The organism is Mesorhizobium sp. B1-1-8 (genome assembly GCF_006442795.2).
Classification (GTDB): domain Bacteria; phylum Pseudomonadota; class Alphaproteobacteria; order Rhizobiales; family Rhizobiaceae; genus Mesorhizobium.
On sequence record NZ_CP083956.1, the window covers coordinates 3,377,440 to 3,392,041 of the forward strand.

General features: G+C 63.0%; 14 protein-coding genes. 9 read left to right on the plus strand and 5 right to left on the minus strand.

What is annotated here, in order from left to right; genetic code table 11:
* Positions 1–123 precede the first annotated feature (123 nt).
* Together recA and alaS are read left to right on the plus strand one after the other, a co-directional pair.
* Positions 124–1,221 (plus strand): recombinase RecA, encoded by a 1,098-nt coding sequence (recA, locus tag FJ974_RS16340; RefSeq protein ID WP_140533691.1) that lies wholly within the window; start codon positions 124–126, stop codon positions 1,219–1,221.
* Positions 1,222–1,559: 338 nt separating this feature from the next.
* Positions 1,560–4,229 carry an alanine--tRNA ligase gene (alaS, locus tag FJ974_RS16345; RefSeq protein ID WP_140533690.1) on the plus strand — a complete coding sequence of 890 codons (2,670 nt, stop codon included), beginning with the start codon at positions 1,560–1,562 and terminating at the stop codon, positions 4,227–4,229.
* Positions 4,230–4,496: 267 nt separating this feature from the next.
* Here the strand turns inward: alaS and FJ974_RS16350 are convergent, their stop codons facing one another.
* From FJ974_RS16350 to FJ974_RS16360, 3 genes are read right to left on the minus strand one after another with little or no spacing between them, the layout of a single operon-like run.
* The gene (locus FJ974_RS16350; RefSeq protein WP_140533689.1) at positions 4,497–5,120 is read right to left on the minus strand and encodes a glutathione S-transferase family protein; all 624 of its coding nucleotides are present in this window, start codon (positions 5,118–5,120) and stop codon (positions 4,497–4,499) included.
* 35 nt (positions 5,121–5,155) lie between these two features.
* Positions 5,156–5,890: a hypothetical protein gene (locus tag FJ974_RS16355; RefSeq protein ID WP_140533688.1), complete on the minus strand. Its 735-nt coding sequence runs from the start codon at positions 5,888–5,890 to the stop codon at positions 5,156–5,158.
* A 6-nt stretch (positions 5,891–5,896) separates the two neighbouring features.
* Positions 5,897–7,108 (minus strand): NADP-dependent isocitrate dehydrogenase, encoded by a 1,212-nt coding sequence (locus FJ974_RS16360; protein WP_140533687.1) that lies wholly within the window; start codon positions 7,106–7,108, stop codon positions 5,897–5,899.
* A 209-nt stretch (positions 7,109–7,317) separates the two neighbouring features.
* Here FJ974_RS16360 and FJ974_RS16365 point away from each other — a divergent pair, with 209 nt between their 5' ends.
* The 7 genes from FJ974_RS16365 (at position 7,318) to FJ974_RS16395 (ending at position 12,714) form a co-directional block, all read left to right on the plus strand.
* Positions 7,318–8,166 (plus strand): RNA methyltransferase, encoded by an 849-nt coding sequence (locus FJ974_RS16365; protein WP_140533686.1) that lies wholly within the window; start codon positions 7,318–7,320, stop codon positions 8,164–8,166.
* A gap of 79 nt (positions 8,167–8,245) precedes the next feature.
* A complete protein-coding gene (locus FJ974_RS16370; protein WP_140533685.1) occupies positions 8,246–8,854 on the plus strand; it encodes a hypothetical protein in 609 nt (202 codons plus the stop codon).
* Positions 8,855–8,969: 115 nt separating this feature from the next.
* Positions 8,970–9,770 (plus strand): glutamate racemase, encoded by an 801-nt coding sequence (murI, locus tag FJ974_RS16375; RefSeq protein WP_140533684.1) that lies wholly within the window; start codon positions 8,970–8,972, stop codon positions 9,768–9,770.
* 58 nt (positions 9,771–9,828) lie between these two features.
* Positions 9,829–10,011 carry a DUF3008 family protein gene (locus tag FJ974_RS16380; protein ID WP_140533683.1) on the plus strand — a complete coding sequence of 61 codons (183 nt, stop codon included), beginning with the start codon at positions 9,829–9,831 and terminating at the stop codon, positions 10,009–10,011.
* 646 nt (positions 10,012–10,657) lie between these two features.
* On the plus strand, positions 10,658–11,275 hold the full coding sequence (gene rpsD / locus FJ974_RS16385) for a 30S ribosomal protein S4 (protein ID WP_140533681.1): 618 nt from the start codon (positions 10,658–10,660) through the stop codon (positions 11,273–11,275).
* Positions 11,276–11,378: 103 nt separating this feature from the next.
* A complete protein-coding gene (ttcA, locus tag FJ974_RS16390; RefSeq protein WP_140533680.1) occupies positions 11,379–12,272 on the plus strand; it encodes a tRNA 2-thiocytidine(32) synthetase TtcA in 894 nt (297 codons plus the stop codon).
* Between the two features lie 40 nt (positions 12,273–12,312).
* Entirely contained in the window at positions 12,313–12,714 is a 402-nt protein-coding gene (locus FJ974_RS16395) for a hypothetical protein (protein ID WP_140533679.1), read from the plus strand.
* A gap of 123 nt (positions 12,715–12,837) precedes the next feature.
* Here FJ974_RS16395 and FJ974_RS16400 read toward each other — a convergent pair whose 3' ends face one another.
* Complete coding sequence (locus FJ974_RS16400) at positions 12,838–13,998, minus strand: multidrug effflux MFS transporter (protein WP_413468356.1); 1,161 nt, start codon at positions 13,996–13,998, stop codon at positions 12,838–12,840.
* 208 nt (positions 13,999–14,206) lie between these two features.
* On the minus strand, positions 14,207–14,542 hold the full coding sequence (gene grxD / locus FJ974_RS16405) for a Grx4 family monothiol glutaredoxin (RefSeq protein WP_140533677.1): 336 nt from the start codon (positions 14,540–14,542) through the stop codon (positions 14,207–14,209).
* Positions 14,543–14,602: the final 60 nt, after the last annotated feature.

The window sequence follows — 14,602 nt, forward strand, 5'->3', positions numbered from 1 at the left end:
ATCCAGATATTGTTTGTTTTTCATATGGTTGAATCCCCTTGCCAAATGAGAACAAAAAAGGTACAAAACGTTCAGGGATCACGGATTGTCCGGCCTTCATTGACGACCAAGGGGTGATGTATCATGGCTCAGAATACTTTGCGGCTTGTAGAGGATAAGGCAGTGGACAAATCAAAGGCTCTGGATGCGGCGCTGTCGCAAATCGAGCGCGCCTTCGGCAAGGGCTCGATCATGCGGCTCGGCGCCAACGAGCAGGTGGTCGAGATCGAAACCGTGCCGACCGGCTCGCTCGGCCTCGATATCGCGCTCGGCGTCGGCGGCCTGCCGCGCGGCCGCATCATCGAAATCTACGGGCCGGAAAGCTCGGGCAAGACGACGCTGGCGCTGCATACGGTTGCGGAAGCCCAGAAAAAGGGCGGCATCTGCGCTTTCGTCGATGCCGAGCATGCGCTCGATCCGGTCTATGCCCGCAAGCTCGGCGTCGACCTCGAGAACCTTTTGATCTCGCAGCCCGACACCGGCGAGCAGGCGCTGGAGATATGCGACACGCTGGTGCGTTCAGGCGCCATCGACGTGCTGGTGGTCGATTCGGTGGCGGCGCTGACACCGCGGGCCGAAATCGAGGGCGAGATGGGCGATTCGCTGCCCGGTCTTCAAGCTCGTTTGATGAGCCAGGCGCTGCGCAAGCTCACCGCCTCGATCTCGCGCTCCAACACCATGGTCATCTTCATCAACCAGATCCGCATGAAGATCGGCGTCATGTTCGGCTCGCCCGAGACGACGACCGGCGGCAATGCGCTGAAATTCTACGCCTCGGTGCGCCTCGATATCCGCCGCATCGGCTCGGTCAAGGACCGCGATGAGGTCGTCGGCAACCAGACCCGCGTCAAGGTGGTCAAGAACAAGCTGGCCCCGCCCTTCAAGGTGGTCGAGTTCGATATCATGTATGGCGAGGGCGTGTCGAAGACCGGCGAGTTGGTCGACCTCGGCGTCAAGGCCGGCGTCGTCGAGAAATCCGGCGCCTGGTTCTCCTACAATTCGCAGCGCCTCGGCCAGGGTCGCGAAAACGCCAAACTGTTCCTGCGCGACAATCCCGACACGGCGCGCGAGATCGAAATGGCGCTCAGGCAGAATGCCGGCCTGATCGCCGAAAAATTCCTCGAAAATGGCGGCGCCGAGAGCGGCGACGACGGGTTCGAGGATGAAGCCGGCGCCATGTAGGGCCGGGCAATTCCGGGAAAGCGTGCAGCCGGTTCCATCCTGAATTTGGGTGAAAGAAATTAGTCGGCTTAGCCGGAGTTCGGCCATGATTCCGGTTTATCGTCTTGTGCTTATGTAATCGAGTACTTCAGTATATTGCGTACCAAACCGCCGGCCTCGTGCCGGCGGTTTTGCGTTTCCGGGACAGGCGAAGCGGCCGGCAAGGTCGCCACTCGGGACGAACTGCCGTGTTTCTGGACAGGGTCAAGAGCTACCGCTAAAAGGCCACTCTATCTTCTGAAACGCAGAGCCCAATTGCCGCCGGCCTGGCCGGCGGTTTTCGCGAAAAGGCAGTGTCCATGAGTGGCGTGAACGACATCCGGTCGACATTCCTCGACTATTTCCGCAAGGAGGGTCACGAGATCGTGGCGTCGAGCCCGCTGGTGCCGCGCAACGATCCGACGCTGATGTTCACCAACGCCGGCATGGTGCAGTTCAAGAACGTCTTCACCGGCCTGGAGAAGCGGCCTTATTCGCGCGCCGCGACCGCGCAGAAAAGCGTGCGCGCCGGCGGCAAGCACAATGACCTCGACAATGTCGGCTACACGGCGCGCCATCTCACCTTCTTCGAGATGCTCGGCAACTTCTCGTTCGGCGACTATTTCAAGGAGCGCGCCATCGAGCTTGCCTGGAACCTGATCACCAGGGAGCTTGGGCTGCCGAAGGACAAGCTTCTGGTCACCGTCTACCATACGGACGACGAGGCGGCCGGTTTCTGGAAGAAGATCGCCGGGTTTTCCGACGACCGCATCATCCGTATCGCAACCTCCGACAATTTCTGGGCGATGGGCGATACCGGACCGTGCGGGCCGTGCTCGGAAATATTCATCGACCGCGGCGAGCACATCTGGGGCGGCCCGCCCGGCAGCCCGGAGGAAGATGGCGACCGCTTCCTGGAATTCTGGAACCTGGTGTTCATGCAGTATGAGCAGGTGACCAAGCAGGAGCGCATCGACCTGCCGCGCCCGTCGATCGACACCGGCATGGGCCTGGAGCGCATGGCTTCCATCCTGCAAGGGGTGGAAAGCGTCTTTGAGACCGACCTGTTCCAGCATCTGATCGATGCCGCGTCTTCCGCGCTCGGGCACGGTCCCGACCGGGAGAACGTCGCCTCCTTCCGGGTCATTGCCGATCATCTGCGCTCCACCTCCTTCCTGGTGGCCGACGGCGTGCTGCCGTCCAACGAAGGCCGCGGCTATGTGCTGCGCCGCATCATGCGCCGCGCCATGCGCCATGCGCAGCTGCTCGGCGCCAAAGAGCCGCTGATGTGGCAGCTGGTGCCGGCGCTGGTGCGCGAGATGGGCCAGGCCTATCCGGAACTGGCGCGCGGCGAACAGCTGATCACCGAGACGCTGAAGCTGGAGGAGACGCGTTTCGGCAAGACACTGGCACGCGGCCTCGGCCTGCTTTCGGAGGCGACGGAGACGCTCCATGCCGGCGACATGCTGGACGGCGAGACGGCCTTCAAGCTCTACGACACCTACGGCTTCCCGCTCGACCTGACGCAGGACGCGCTGCGCCAGCGCAACATCGCGGTCGACCTTGCCGGCTTCACCGATGCGATGGAACGGCAGCGGGCGGAGGCGCGGGCGCACTGGGCGGGTTCGGGCGAGGCCGCGACCGAAACGGTGTGGTTTCCGGTGCGCGAGAAGACCGGCGCGACGGAGTTTCTCGGCTACGAGACCGAGCAGGCGGAGGGTCTTATCCAGGCGCTGGTAAGGGACGGCAAGACCGTCGACAGCGCCGGCCAGGGCGACGCCGTTGCCGTGGTCGTCAACCAGACGCCGTTCTACGGCGAATCGGGTGGTCAGATGGGCGATGCCGGCGTCATCTCCGGCGAGGGTTTCTCGATCGAGATCACCGATACGCAGAAGAAGGCCGACGGCCTGTTCGTGCATCTCGGCAAGGTGGCGAGCGGCACGGTCAAAACGGGCGCGGCTGTCGAATTGAAGGTCGACCACGCGCGCCGCTCCAAGCTGCGCGCCAACCATTCCGCCACGCATCTGATCCACGAGGCGCTGCGCGAGGTGCTGGGCACGCATGTCGCGCAGAAGGGCTCGCTGGTCGCGCCGGACCGGCTGCGTTTCGACATCTCGCACAACAAGCCGATCTCGCCCGACGAACTCGAGGAGGTCGAGCGGATGGCGAATGAGATCGTCGTGCAGAACAGCCCGGTGACGACGCGCCTGATGTCGGTCGACGACGCCATTGCCGAGGGCGCCATGGCGCTGTTCGGCGAGAAATACGGCGATGAGGTGCGCGTCGTCTCGATGGGCACCGGCCTGCATGGCGCCAGGGCCAACCGGCCCTATTCGGTCGAGCTCTGCGGCGGCACGCATGTCAGGTCAACCGGCGATATCGGCTTGGTGCGCATCCTGTCGGACAGCGCGGTGGCGGCGGGCGTGCGCCGCATCGAAGCGCTGACGGGCGAGGCAGCGCGCAAGCATCTCGACGAGCAGGACAAGCGCCTGAAGACCGCCGCGGCGACCTTGAAGATCGCGCCGGCCGACGTGCCGGCGCGCGTCGAGGCACTGCTCGATGAGCGCAAGAAGCTTGAGAAGGAGCTGAGCGAGGCGCGCAAGAAGCTGGCGCTTGGCGCTGGTACCGCCGTGTCCGATGCTCCGCCCACCAACGAGACCGTTGCCGGTGTCGGTTTTCTCGCCAAGGCGGTCAGCGGCGTGGCGCCGAAGGACCTGAAGCCGCTGGCGGATGCCGGCAAGAAGTCGCTCGGCTCCGGCGTCGTCGTCTTCGTCGGCGCCGGCGAGGACAACAAGGCAAGCGTCGTCGTCGCCGTCACCGACGACCTGACCGGCCGCTTCAGCGCCGTCGACCTGGTGCGCGTCGCTTCCGCAGCACTTGGCGGGCAGGGCGGCGGCGGACGTCCCGACATGGCCCAAGCCGGCGGCCCCGACGCCTCCAAGGCCAACGATGCGATCGCGGCGGTGAGGGCAGCACTCGAAGCAGCGTGAGCTGACCGAATCGAAGCTGGGCAGCAAGCTCCCAAAGGGTAGCGCTGCCCCTCATCTGGCTGCCGCCATCTTCTCCCCGTTGAACGGGGAGAAGGGCGCTGTCATCATGGCTTTCGCCAATCGTCATTGTTGAAGGAAAGCGGCGGCGTCGAGGCCAGCCTCTTTCGCCCCGTTTACGAGAAATGCCCGGCAGGGCAATGAGGGGCGGCGCCGATGCTCGTAATTGTCGTTCGTGGGCTATTCAGTACTGCGAGGCCCACCAGATCACTAGGCCTTTTCAGTTCGTGCAAAGCTCGGCCGTTCGGTCACCCGCGAATACCAATCCTGAATATCCGAAAACCGCTCCAGCAGATCGCGCCCTTCCGTGACCTTGACGAAATAGGCGATGATGGGTGCCGCGTGCAGGTCGACCAGGGTCAGTCGGTCGCCAAGCAGCCAAGGCCCGTTTGCCTTCAGCGACGTCAGCACCTTAAGCACCGTCTCCGCCTGCCGCAGGCCGGCGGCGATCAGGTCTTCGTCGGGCGTCGTCTTTTCGAGCCGCTCCACGGCGACGTCCCAGACCATGGCGCGATAACCATAGGCGTCGAGCATGCCGGCAATCTGGGTCTTCCTGGCGCGGCCGCGCGCATCGATGGGCTGCAGGACCGGACCCTCGAAGGCCTCGTCGACATAATGCGTGATGGCATTGGTTTCGAAGAGGCGAAAGCCGTCATGCTCGAAGGCCGGGATGCGGCCGAACGGGTGGTGCTCGAGATACCAGGCCGGAATGCCCTCGGGCGCGAAGATGTCGACAGGCACAAGCTCGTAGCCGACGCCCTTTTCCTCCAGCGTCATCCGCGCGATGCGGACATAGACGCTGTAGTCGGCGCCGTAGAGAACAGGCTTTGCCATCCGTCATTCCTTCATGGTCATGGACGCAGTCGCGGTCAGCCAGGCCCACTTTCAACCAAATCCCGCAGCCAGACGCGCAGCATGCCGGTGGACTGAAAGCCACAGGCCAGCGCCTCATCCAGCGCGCCATCGCGTTCATATCCGACGAGGGCGCGCCTTCCGGTAAACGCGTGGGCGGCGGCTGCCGCGGCATCGCGATATGCCGAACGGCCGCCGGTGGCGAAGACATTTGACAGCCCGATCACCTGCTCCGACCTGTTGGCGATGCAACCGGAGCTGAAGCCGTCGGCCGTTCGCCGGCCGAGCATAGCGATGGTGTCGTCTTTCAGGATCGCTGCGGGAAAGACCTGGCCGGTGGACGGGTTTCCACCATCCGCCCAGGCGAGTTCCCACTTTTCCAGGCTTGAAGCGTCCTCGACTCGTTCCCAGTCGGAAGGCGCTTCAATCGGGTGAGCCAGGTCCATCCAGATCCAGCTTGATTCGAAGAGCTGCCGGAACCCGAGCGGTTGGAGATCGAGGCGGCAAAATCCGTCCTTCACCGCAAAGCTGTTGGCCATAACGGATGCCAACCTGCCAATTTCGGCAAGCTGAGCGTCTACGGCATCGGCATCCAGTGTGGCGGCGTTGGAATAGTAGGGAGGCGCTTGCTCATCGCTCGACCAGAAGAGATCGCTCCGCCGGTCGCTCAGCCCATGCGCCTTGAAAACTGCCTGATAGAGATCGGCATTGTTGCCGGCGCAAAGACGGGCCTTTTCGCCGGCATCGTCCACCGCTTCTTACCCCATGGCCTTCTGCAGGTTCTCGTCGATCTTGTCGAGGAAGCCGGTGGTGGAAAGCCAGGGCTGGTCGGGGCCGATCAGCAGCGACAGGTCCTTGGTCATGAAGCCGGACTCGACGGTCTGGATGCAGACCTTTTCCAGCGTTTCGGCGAAGCGCTTCAGTTCGGCATTGTCGTCGAGCTTGGCGCGGTGGGCGAGGCCGCGCGTCCAGGCGAAGATCGAGGCGATCGAGTTGGTCGAGGTTTCTTCGCCCTTCTGGTGCTGGCGATAGTGGCGGGTGACGGTGCCGTGCGCGGCCTCGGCTTCCACGGTCTTGCCGTCCGGCGTCATCAGCACCGAGGTCATCAGGCCGAGCGAGCCAAAACCTTGCGCCACGGTATCCGACTGGACGTCGCCGTCATAGTTCTTGCAGGCCCAGACATAGCCGCCGGACCATTTCAGGCTGGAAGCGACCATGTCGTCGATCAGCCGGTGCTCGTACCACAGCTTCCTGGCCTTGAACTCGGCCTCGAATTCGGCCTCGTAGACTTCCTGGAAGATGTCCTTGAAGCGGCCGTCATAGGCCTTGAGGATGGTGTTCTTGGTCGACAGATAGACCGGATAGTTGCGCAGCAGGCCGTAATTCAGCGAGGCGCGGGCGAATTCGCGGATCGATTCATCCAGATTGTACATGGCCATGGCGACGCCGGCACCGGGAGCGTCGAACACGTCGTGCTCGATCACCTGGCCGTCCTCGCCAACGAACTTGATCGAGAGCTTGCCCTTGCCGGGGTAGCGGAAGTCGGTGGCGCGATACTGGTCGCCGAAGGCATGGCGGCCGACGATGATCGGCTTGGTCCAGCCCGGCACCAGGCGCGGCACGTTCTTCATGATGATCGGTTCGCGGAAGATGGTGCCGCCAAGAATGTTGCGGATGGTGCCGTTCGGCGACTTCCACATCTTCTTCAGCTTGAATTCCTCGACGCGCTGCTCGTCGGGGGTGATCGTGGCGCATTTGACGCCGACGCCCCATTTCTTGATGGCGTTAGCGGAGTCGACCGTCACCCGGTCGTTGGTGGCGTCGCGGTTCTCGATGCCGAGGTCGAAATAGTCCAGCTTAAGATCGAGATAAGGGTGGATCAGCTTGTCCTTGATGAACTGCCAGATGATGCGGGTCATCTCGTCGCCGTCGAGTTCGACGACCGGGTTCGCCACCTTGATCTTCGCCATGGAAAGAATGCCTCGTTGCTGGGGATCTGAACGGCCTTGCCAGCATGGCTTTCGGCCGGGGTTGCGGAGCGTATATCAAAGCCGCTTTGAGCGCGCAAACCGCGATCGGCTGGCCACGGACCGGTACCATTGTTGTGAATGCTTCATTTTCCGGGCCGGATGTGGCAGGGGACGCCGAAACGCCGCAAACCCTGGTTACCGACAAGCCCATGCCCACCACCAAAGACCCCGCCAAGACCGCGTCCGCCGGGCCGGCGATCATCCTCGTCGAGCCGCAGCTCGGCGAGAACATCGGCATGGTCGCGCGGGCGATGGCGAATTTTGGCTTATCCGAGCTCAGGCTCGTGAACCCGCGCGACGGCTGGCCGAGCGAGAAGGCGCGCGCCGCCGCGAGCCGCGCCGACCATGTCATCGATGCCACAAAAGTCTTCGACGACCTCGCTTCGGCGATAGCCGACCTGAATTTCGTCTTCGCCACAACCGCGCGCGAGCGCGACGGTTTCAAGCCGGTGCGCGGGCCGGTCGAAGCGGGCAGGGCGCTGAGAGCGCGGGTCGAGGCGGGGCAGCGCACCGGCATCCTGTTCGGCCGCGAGCGCTTCGGCCTTTACAATGATGAGGTGGGGCTCGCCGACGAGATCGTCACCTTTCCCGTCGATCCCGGCTTCTCCTCGCTTAACATCGCGCAGGCCGTGCTATTGATGTCCTATGAATGGATGAAGTCCGGTCTCGCCGACGAGACTGCGACCAATTTCTCCGCCCCGGAGCTGGCGCCGGCGACCAAGGAGCAGTTGCACAGCCTGTTTGCCTATCTTGAAGGCGCGCTGGAAGCGCGCGGCTATTTCCGTCCGGAAGGCAAAAAGCCGAAGATGGTCGACAATCTGCGCGCCGTGCTGACGCGCGCCGGCTTCGCCGAGCCCGAGCTCAAGGTGCTGCGCGGCATCATCTCGTCGCTCGACAGGTTCTCGCCGGCCATGCCGCGCGGCGATGGCTCGCCGGGAGATGATCCGAGGCGGCTCCCGGCCGCGGCGCGGCCCAAGGCGACAGACAAAGAAGGTTAAAATCTCTAAGCTTCGAGCGGCCGAAGTAACCGAATATTATTCGGTTCCAATCCATTGTTGCTAAAACGGTGGGTGGCACATGTTGACGTCCAATATTGGCCGTTTGCGCTTCTTCCTTTACTCCGTCTGCCTTACGGTGGCCGAGGCGGCGGCGATCGTCATTTGCATTGCAGGCACGATCGGTTTCGCCGGGCTGCTCAATTCGATGCCCGGCCCGTCGCGGCAAAGTATGGCCGGCGCGGCCCTCATTGTGTCGCTCATCTTCGTCGCGCTGCGCGGCAACACCGCCTGGCGCCGCAGCCGCGATGCCAACGGATCCGGCTGGATCCTGTGGTCCTATATCGTCTTTTCCGCCATCTATGCCTTTCTGCAGGCTGGCACCTTGCTGGTTATTGATTTCGGCAATCCTGAAAGCGTACCCGGCGGCCTGAACTTGCTCGGCCTTGCCATATTCGGCCTCTGGTGCACGATCCTGTGGGCAAAGCCGGTCGCCGGCAGCAACATCGATGAGCTGACATCGGTTTTCGACTTCGACGGCCCCTTGGCGGCGCCTTTAGGTGCCGACCGGATGGCGACGAGCGCCGCCGTTTCGCAGCCGCGGGCCGCTGCGGCGGCCACCCGCGCAACGCCGGCTCCGCAGCCTTTCGGCCGGCCGCGCCGCGCCGGTTTCGGCAAGCGCGGCCTCTGAACAGATTGCGCTGCGCAAAAGCTGCTGGCATTGGCCACTTCAACACCATGATCGTTCACGATAGAAGCGACCCAGCCCAAATCACGGGCCGGCTTCTTTCCTGGGGCGAATGACGATGAACGATCGATCAAGCCAGCGTCCGATCCTGATGTTCGATTCCGGTATCGGCGGGCTGACAGTATTGCGCGAGGCGCGCGTCCTGATGCCCGACCGCCGTTTCGTCTATGTTGCCGACGATGCGGCATTCCCGTTTGGGGCCTGGGAAGAGCCGGCACTTGAGGAACATATACTTGCGCTGTTCGGCAAATTGTTGGATCGCTTTCAGCCGGCCATTTCGGTAATCGCCTGCAACACCGCCTCGACGCTGGTGATCGAAGCGTTGCGCCAGAGATTTCCCGGCCATCCCTTCGTCGGCACCGTGCCGGCAATCAAGCCGGCGGCCGAGCGCACGCGGTCCGGCCTCGTCTCGGTGCTGGCGACGCCGGGCACAGTGAAGCGCCAGTACACACGCGACCTGATCAGCAAATGGGCGCAGAAGTGCCACGTTCGCCTGGTCGGCAGCGACCGGCTGGCGGGGCTGGCCGAGGTCTATATGCGCGAAGGGTTTGTCGAGGAAGAAGCCGTGCGCGCCGAGATCGCGCCGTGCTTCATCGAGCGTGAGGGCAATCGCACCGACATCGTCGTGCTCGCCTGCACGCATTATCCGTTCCTCGCCAACCGCATGCGCAAGACGGCGCCTTGGCCGGTCGACTGGATCGATCCGGCAGAAGCAATCGCGCGACGAGCCATGTCGTTGCTGGAACCGGTCGGCGAACCGTCCGGCGAAAACGATCCCGACATCGCCATCTTCACCTCGGGCAAGACGGATTTCGCCACGCGACGTCTGATCCAGGGCTTTGGGCTGACGGTGCCCTGAACACTGGAACTGTGGTGATGGCGCCCGCGTTTCTCCTCACAGCAAAGGAGAAACCGCCATGCCTGCAACATCACAAGCGCAACAAAAGGCTGCCGGCGCCGCGCTTGCGGCCAAGCGCGGCGAGATTAAGAAGAGCGAGCTGAAAGGCGCTTCGCGCGAAATGTATGAATCGATGAGCGAGAAGCAGCTCGAGGAATTCGCCGAGACCAAGCGCAAGGGCCTGCCTGGCAAGAAGTCCTAAGCTGGCCGAAGTCGGGATCCGGACAAAAAGCCCGCGGCGCAAACCGCGGGCTTCGTTGACTTCACCAGCGACGCCGAATTAGCGCCACCAGCAGCGCCGCACCCTATGGCGGACGACATGGCGATGGCCATGCCGCCATACTACTCTTTTCGTCACCACGACGCGGCATACCTGCCTGTGGCCATGCCAGTGCCTGGCCATCGCGGGCTCCGGCGTCATGACCGCCATGGACCCCGCCAACACCGCGGCTCCGGTAAGGGTAAGGAAGAACTTCTTCATGGGAATTCGGACTCCTCTGCTCCAGTCCCCTCGTCAAAGTGTCAGAGCTTGGGCGTCCGGGGATTGGGCGCACCTCCCTCAGATGCCGTCGGCCTCCGCTACATCCGGCACCGCATGCAACTTTGAGATGTTATAGTGTTGCTCTCGGCGCTGCCACTCACAAGCTTGACACCGGTTAAATCTCTGTTTACAGACCCGCCAACACCGGGTGGCGACGCCCGGTGGTTTCTTTTGACGTGTCCCGTGGGTTTTCCGTCGCGTTGCGTGGAAAACCCTGTCAGGTCTCGAAAACGGAGGCCAGAGGAGGGCGCGTTTCCTTCGCCCGGAGCCATGGGGTTCCGGGTATATTGTTTTGAAAGGGAATGCGATGAGCAAGCGCGAATCCGCGAAATACAAGATCGACCGCCGTCTTGGCGAAAATATCTGGGGCCGCCCGAAGTCCCCGGTCAACAAGCGTGAATACGGCCCCGGCCAGCACGGCCAGCGCCGCAAGGGCAAGCTTTCCGATTTCGGCCTGCAGCTGCGCGCCAAGCAGAAGCTGAAGGGCCACTATGGCGACGTTTCGGAAAAGCAGTTCCGCAAGGTCTATGAGGAGGCCAACCGCCGCAAGGGCGACACCTCGGAGAACCTGATCGGCCTGCTCGAGTCGCGCCTCGACGCGGTTGTCTACCGCGCCAAGTTCGTTCCGACGATCTTCGCCGCCCGGCAGTTCGTCAACCACGGCCACGTCAACGTCAACGGCAAGCGCGTCAACATCGGTTCGTACCGCTGCAAGCCGGGCGACGTCATCGAGGTGCGCGAGAAGTCGAAGCAGCTCGTCATCGTGCTGGAATCGGTGGGCCTCGCCGAGCGCGACGTGCCGGACTACATCGAAGCCGACCACAACAAGATGACCGCGACCTTCGCTCGCGTTCCCGGCCTGGGCGACGTTCCGTTCGCCGTGCAGATGGAACCGAACCTGGTCGTCGAATTCTACTCGCGCTGATCGGTTCCGACAGCCGCACCGTCGAAGGCCGCCCTCGAGGCGGCCTTTTCTTTGTCCGCCATGTCCGCTATGCGAGCAACAGGACACGTGGGGCATCGGCGCCATGAATATGCTGCCAGATATCAAATCCCTCGAGCCGATCGGCGACGATGCCGAAGGCGGCTTTCATCCGCTGTTTGGCGACGTGCCGTCATCGGTAGAGTTCAACAAGCTGCGCAAGCGGCTGTTGAGGCTGACGCGCCAGGCGATCGAAGAGTTTGCCATGGTCAAGCCCGGCGAGCGCTGGCTGGTGGCGCTCTCCGGCGGCAAGGATTCCTACGGCCTGCTCGCCTTGCTGCTCGACCTCAAATGGCGTGGCCTGCTGCCGGTCGAGCTGCTCGCCTGCAATCTCGACCAGGGCCAGCCGAATTTCCCGAAACACGTCCTGCCCGATTATCTCGAAAGCCACGGCATTGCCCACCGCATCGAATACCGGGACACTTATTCGGTGGTCACCGACAAATTGCCGGAGGGCAGCACCTATTGTTCGCTCTGCTCGCGACTGCGGCGCGGCCATCTCTACCGCATCGCGCGGGAGGAGGGCTGCGCGGCGCTGGTGCTTGGCCACCACCGCGAGGACATTCTCGAGACCTTCTTCATGAACCTCTTCCACGGGGGACGCCTCGCGGCCATGCCGCCCAAGCTCCTCAATGACGAAGGCGATGTGATGGTGCTGCGGCCGCTCGCCTATTGCGCGGAAGTGGATCTGGAAAAATTCGCCGATGCCATGAAATTCCCGATCATTCCGTGCGACCTCTGCGGCAGCCAGGAGGGGCTGCAGCGCAATGTCATGAAGGCGATGCTGGACGACATCGAAAAGCGCATGCCGGGCCGCAAGGACACGATGATCCGCGCCATGACCAATGTGCGGCCCTCGCATCTGCTCGACAGGAAGCTATTCGATTTCGCAGCGCTCGACGCGAACCTCAACGCAGGGCACGATCAAGCCGGCGGCTGAAAGATTCGACGCGACGTCGCGCAAATCCGGAGATCGCCGAATGAAATCCCTGGCCGCGATTGCCGCCTTTACCATTGCAGTGGCTATCGGCTTCAGCGACGCAGCAGCGCAAAGACGCGCCTGTCACAGTCCCGATCCCATCGACACGCTTGAGGAAATGTCCGCCGCCATCTTCGCCTGCTGGCAGCCACCACCTGGAACCGCGGGCATGTCGCTGACATTGCTGTTCTCGCTTCGCCGCAACGGCACCCTTATCGGCAAGCCTCGCGCGACATATTCCAATCTGGGACCCGACGAGAAGCTCAACCGGGCTTTTGTGGCGTCTGTCCTGAAGGCGCTCGACACGGCTTTGCCACTGCCTTTTTCGGAAAGCATGGGTGGAGCAATCGCAGGGCGTGTGCTTGCCCCTCGCTTCACGGCAACAATCGAAGGGAGATCCTGAAGCGCGCCGGCGGCGCGCATTGAAGCATGTCTCCCGAAAGTGTGCAGCGGTTTCGGGACAAAGACACGCTTAAAATCAAGGACCTAAAGCAAGGTCGCGTGATTCCTTTTTCACTCGACCTGCTCAGACTGGCGGGTTGTGCGGCTGGAACAGCCGCCCGCGCTCGGCAATCAGGATCATCAGCAGGGCGGCCACCGAGACGCTGCAGAATCCGGCGGCGAGCGGCGTCACCGTGCCGTTATAGGCCTGGCCGATCAGCGTGCCGAGAATGCCGCCGAGGAAGGTCTGCATGAAGCCCAGGATGGACGAGGCCGTACCGGCAAGCTCGCCGAGCGGCTCCATGGCCAGCGCGTTGAAATTCGCGCCAAGGCCGCCAAAGGGCAGCATCGCGCAGGCGAAGAAGGTGATGAACAGCCAGAGCGGCATGTTCATTTCGAGCGAGACGACCAGCCAGGCCAGGCTGATGCTGAGGAAGAGCAGCAGGGCGCCCTGCGACAGGCGGCGCATGCCGACCCGTCCGACAAGCCGCGCGTTGAGGAAGTTCGAAAACGCGAGCACGCCGGCGACGCCGGCGAAGATCAGCGGGAACAGCTCGCCGACATGAAAGATGTTGAGATAGATCTGCTGGGCAGAGTTGATGAAGCCGAACATCGCGCCGAAGATGAAGGTGCTGGCGAAGGCATAGCAAAGCGCGATACGGTTGGTGAGCACGATGCGGAAGCCGCCGACGATGGCGTTGACCGTCAGCGGGCGGCGATATTCGGGATGCAGTGTCTCCGGCAGGCGTAGCAGCGCCCACGCCGAGACGATCAGCGCGCCGATGGCCATGGTGACGAAGATCCAGTGCCATGTGGCGAACAGCATGATGAACTGGCCGATGCCGGGCGCGACGACCGGGATGGCCATGAACACCATGAAGATCAGCGACATCACCTCGGCCATGCGGCGGCCGTCGAACGTGTCGCGCACGATCGAGACGGCAATGACGCGGGTCGCCGCGGCGCCGATGCCTTGCACGAGCCGTAAGGCAAGCAGGGTGGCGAAGGTCGGGGCGACGGCAGCCGCGGCAGCCGCGGCCACATAGATGATCAGGCCGGCGACAAGCGGCGCGCGGCGCCCGAACCGGTCGGAAAGCGGGCCGAAGAAAAGCTGGCCGCCGCCGAAGCCGAGAATATAGGCGGCGATCACATACTGCCGGTGGTTCTCGTTCTCGACGCCGAGCGAGGCGCCGATCTGCTGCAGGGCCGGCAGCATGATGTCGATAGCGAGCGAGTTGAGCGCCATCAGCGCCGCGCAGAGCGCGATGAATTCCCAGCGCGGAATGGGCAGTGCCCGTTGCGTCGCTTGCAGCTGCTTGTCCACGGCAAATCCGATCGTTCAAACGAACATGCGCCGGCAGACCGGCGCATCGGTTCGTCCTTTAATGCCGAGGTTGGGGGCGGCCCCGGATGCTTTGGCGCTCGCCGGCCAGGCGGCCGCCACGAAAATCAGTTCAGGCAGCGCCTTTGACGCTGACGCCCTTTTCGACCAGGAAGCTCTGCAATTCGCCGGCCTGGAACATCTCGCGCACAATGTCGCAACCGCCGACGAACTGGCCCTTGACGTAAAGCTGCGGGATGGTCGGCCAGTTGGAATATTCCTTGATGCCCTGGCGCAGTTCCGCCGAGTCGAGCACGTTGACGCCTTTGTAGTCGGCGCCGATATAGTCGAGGATTTGCACCACCTGGCCGGAGAAGCCGCATTGCGGGAAACCGGGCGTGCCCTTCATGAAGAGCACGACGTCGTTGCCCTTCACTTCGCTGTCGATGTAGTCGTTGATGCCAGTCATGGACGATCCTTTCACGCCTGTGGGAGTCAGGCTCGAAACATGTCCTTCAAATAAACCCAT

Coding starts and splice junctions, on each gene's coding strand:
- recA (WP_140533691.1), top strand. CDS start 124: ATGGCTCAGAATACTTTGCGGCTTGTAGAGGATAAGGCAGTGGACAAA.
- FJ974_RS16380 (WP_140533683.1), top strand. CDS start 9,829: ATGCCTGCAACATCACAAGCGCAACAAAAGGCTGCCGGCGCCGCGCTT.
- FJ974_RS16370 (WP_140533685.1), top strand. CDS start 8,246: ATGTTGACGTCCAATATTGGCCGTTTGCGCTTCTTCCTTTACTCCGTC.
- FJ974_RS16395 (WP_140533679.1), top strand. CDS start 12,313: ATGAAATCCCTGGCCGCGATTGCCGCCTTTACCATTGCAGTGGCTATC.
- FJ974_RS16360 (WP_140533687.1), bottom strand. CDS start 7,108: ATGGCGAAGATCAAGGTGGCGAACCCGGTCGTCGAACTCGACGGCGAC.
- FJ974_RS16365 (WP_140533686.1), top strand. CDS start 7,318: ATGCCCACCACCAAAGACCCCGCCAAGACCGCGTCCGCCGGGCCGGCG.
- FJ974_RS16400 (WP_413468356.1), bottom strand. CDS start 13,998: ATGGCGCTCAACTCGCTCGCTATCGACATCATGCTGCCGGCCCTGCAG.
- ttcA (WP_140533680.1), top strand. CDS start 11,379: ATGAATATGCTGCCAGATATCAAATCCCTCGAGCCGATCGGCGACGAT.
- murI (WP_140533684.1), top strand. CDS start 8,970: ATGAACGATCGATCAAGCCAGCGTCCGATCCTGATGTTCGATTCCGGT.
- FJ974_RS16350 (WP_140533689.1), bottom strand. CDS start 5,120: ATGGCAAAGCCTGTTCTCTACGGCGCCGACTACAGCGTCTATGTCCGC.
- rpsD (WP_140533681.1), top strand. CDS start 10,658: ATGAGCAAGCGCGAATCCGCGAAATACAAGATCGACCGCCGTCTTGGC.
- grxD (WP_140533677.1), bottom strand. CDS start 14,542: ATGACTGGCATCAACGACTACATCGACAGCGAAGTGAAGGGCAACGAC.
- alaS (WP_140533690.1), top strand. CDS start 1,560: ATGAGTGGCGTGAACGACATCCGGTCGACATTCCTCGACTATTTCCGC.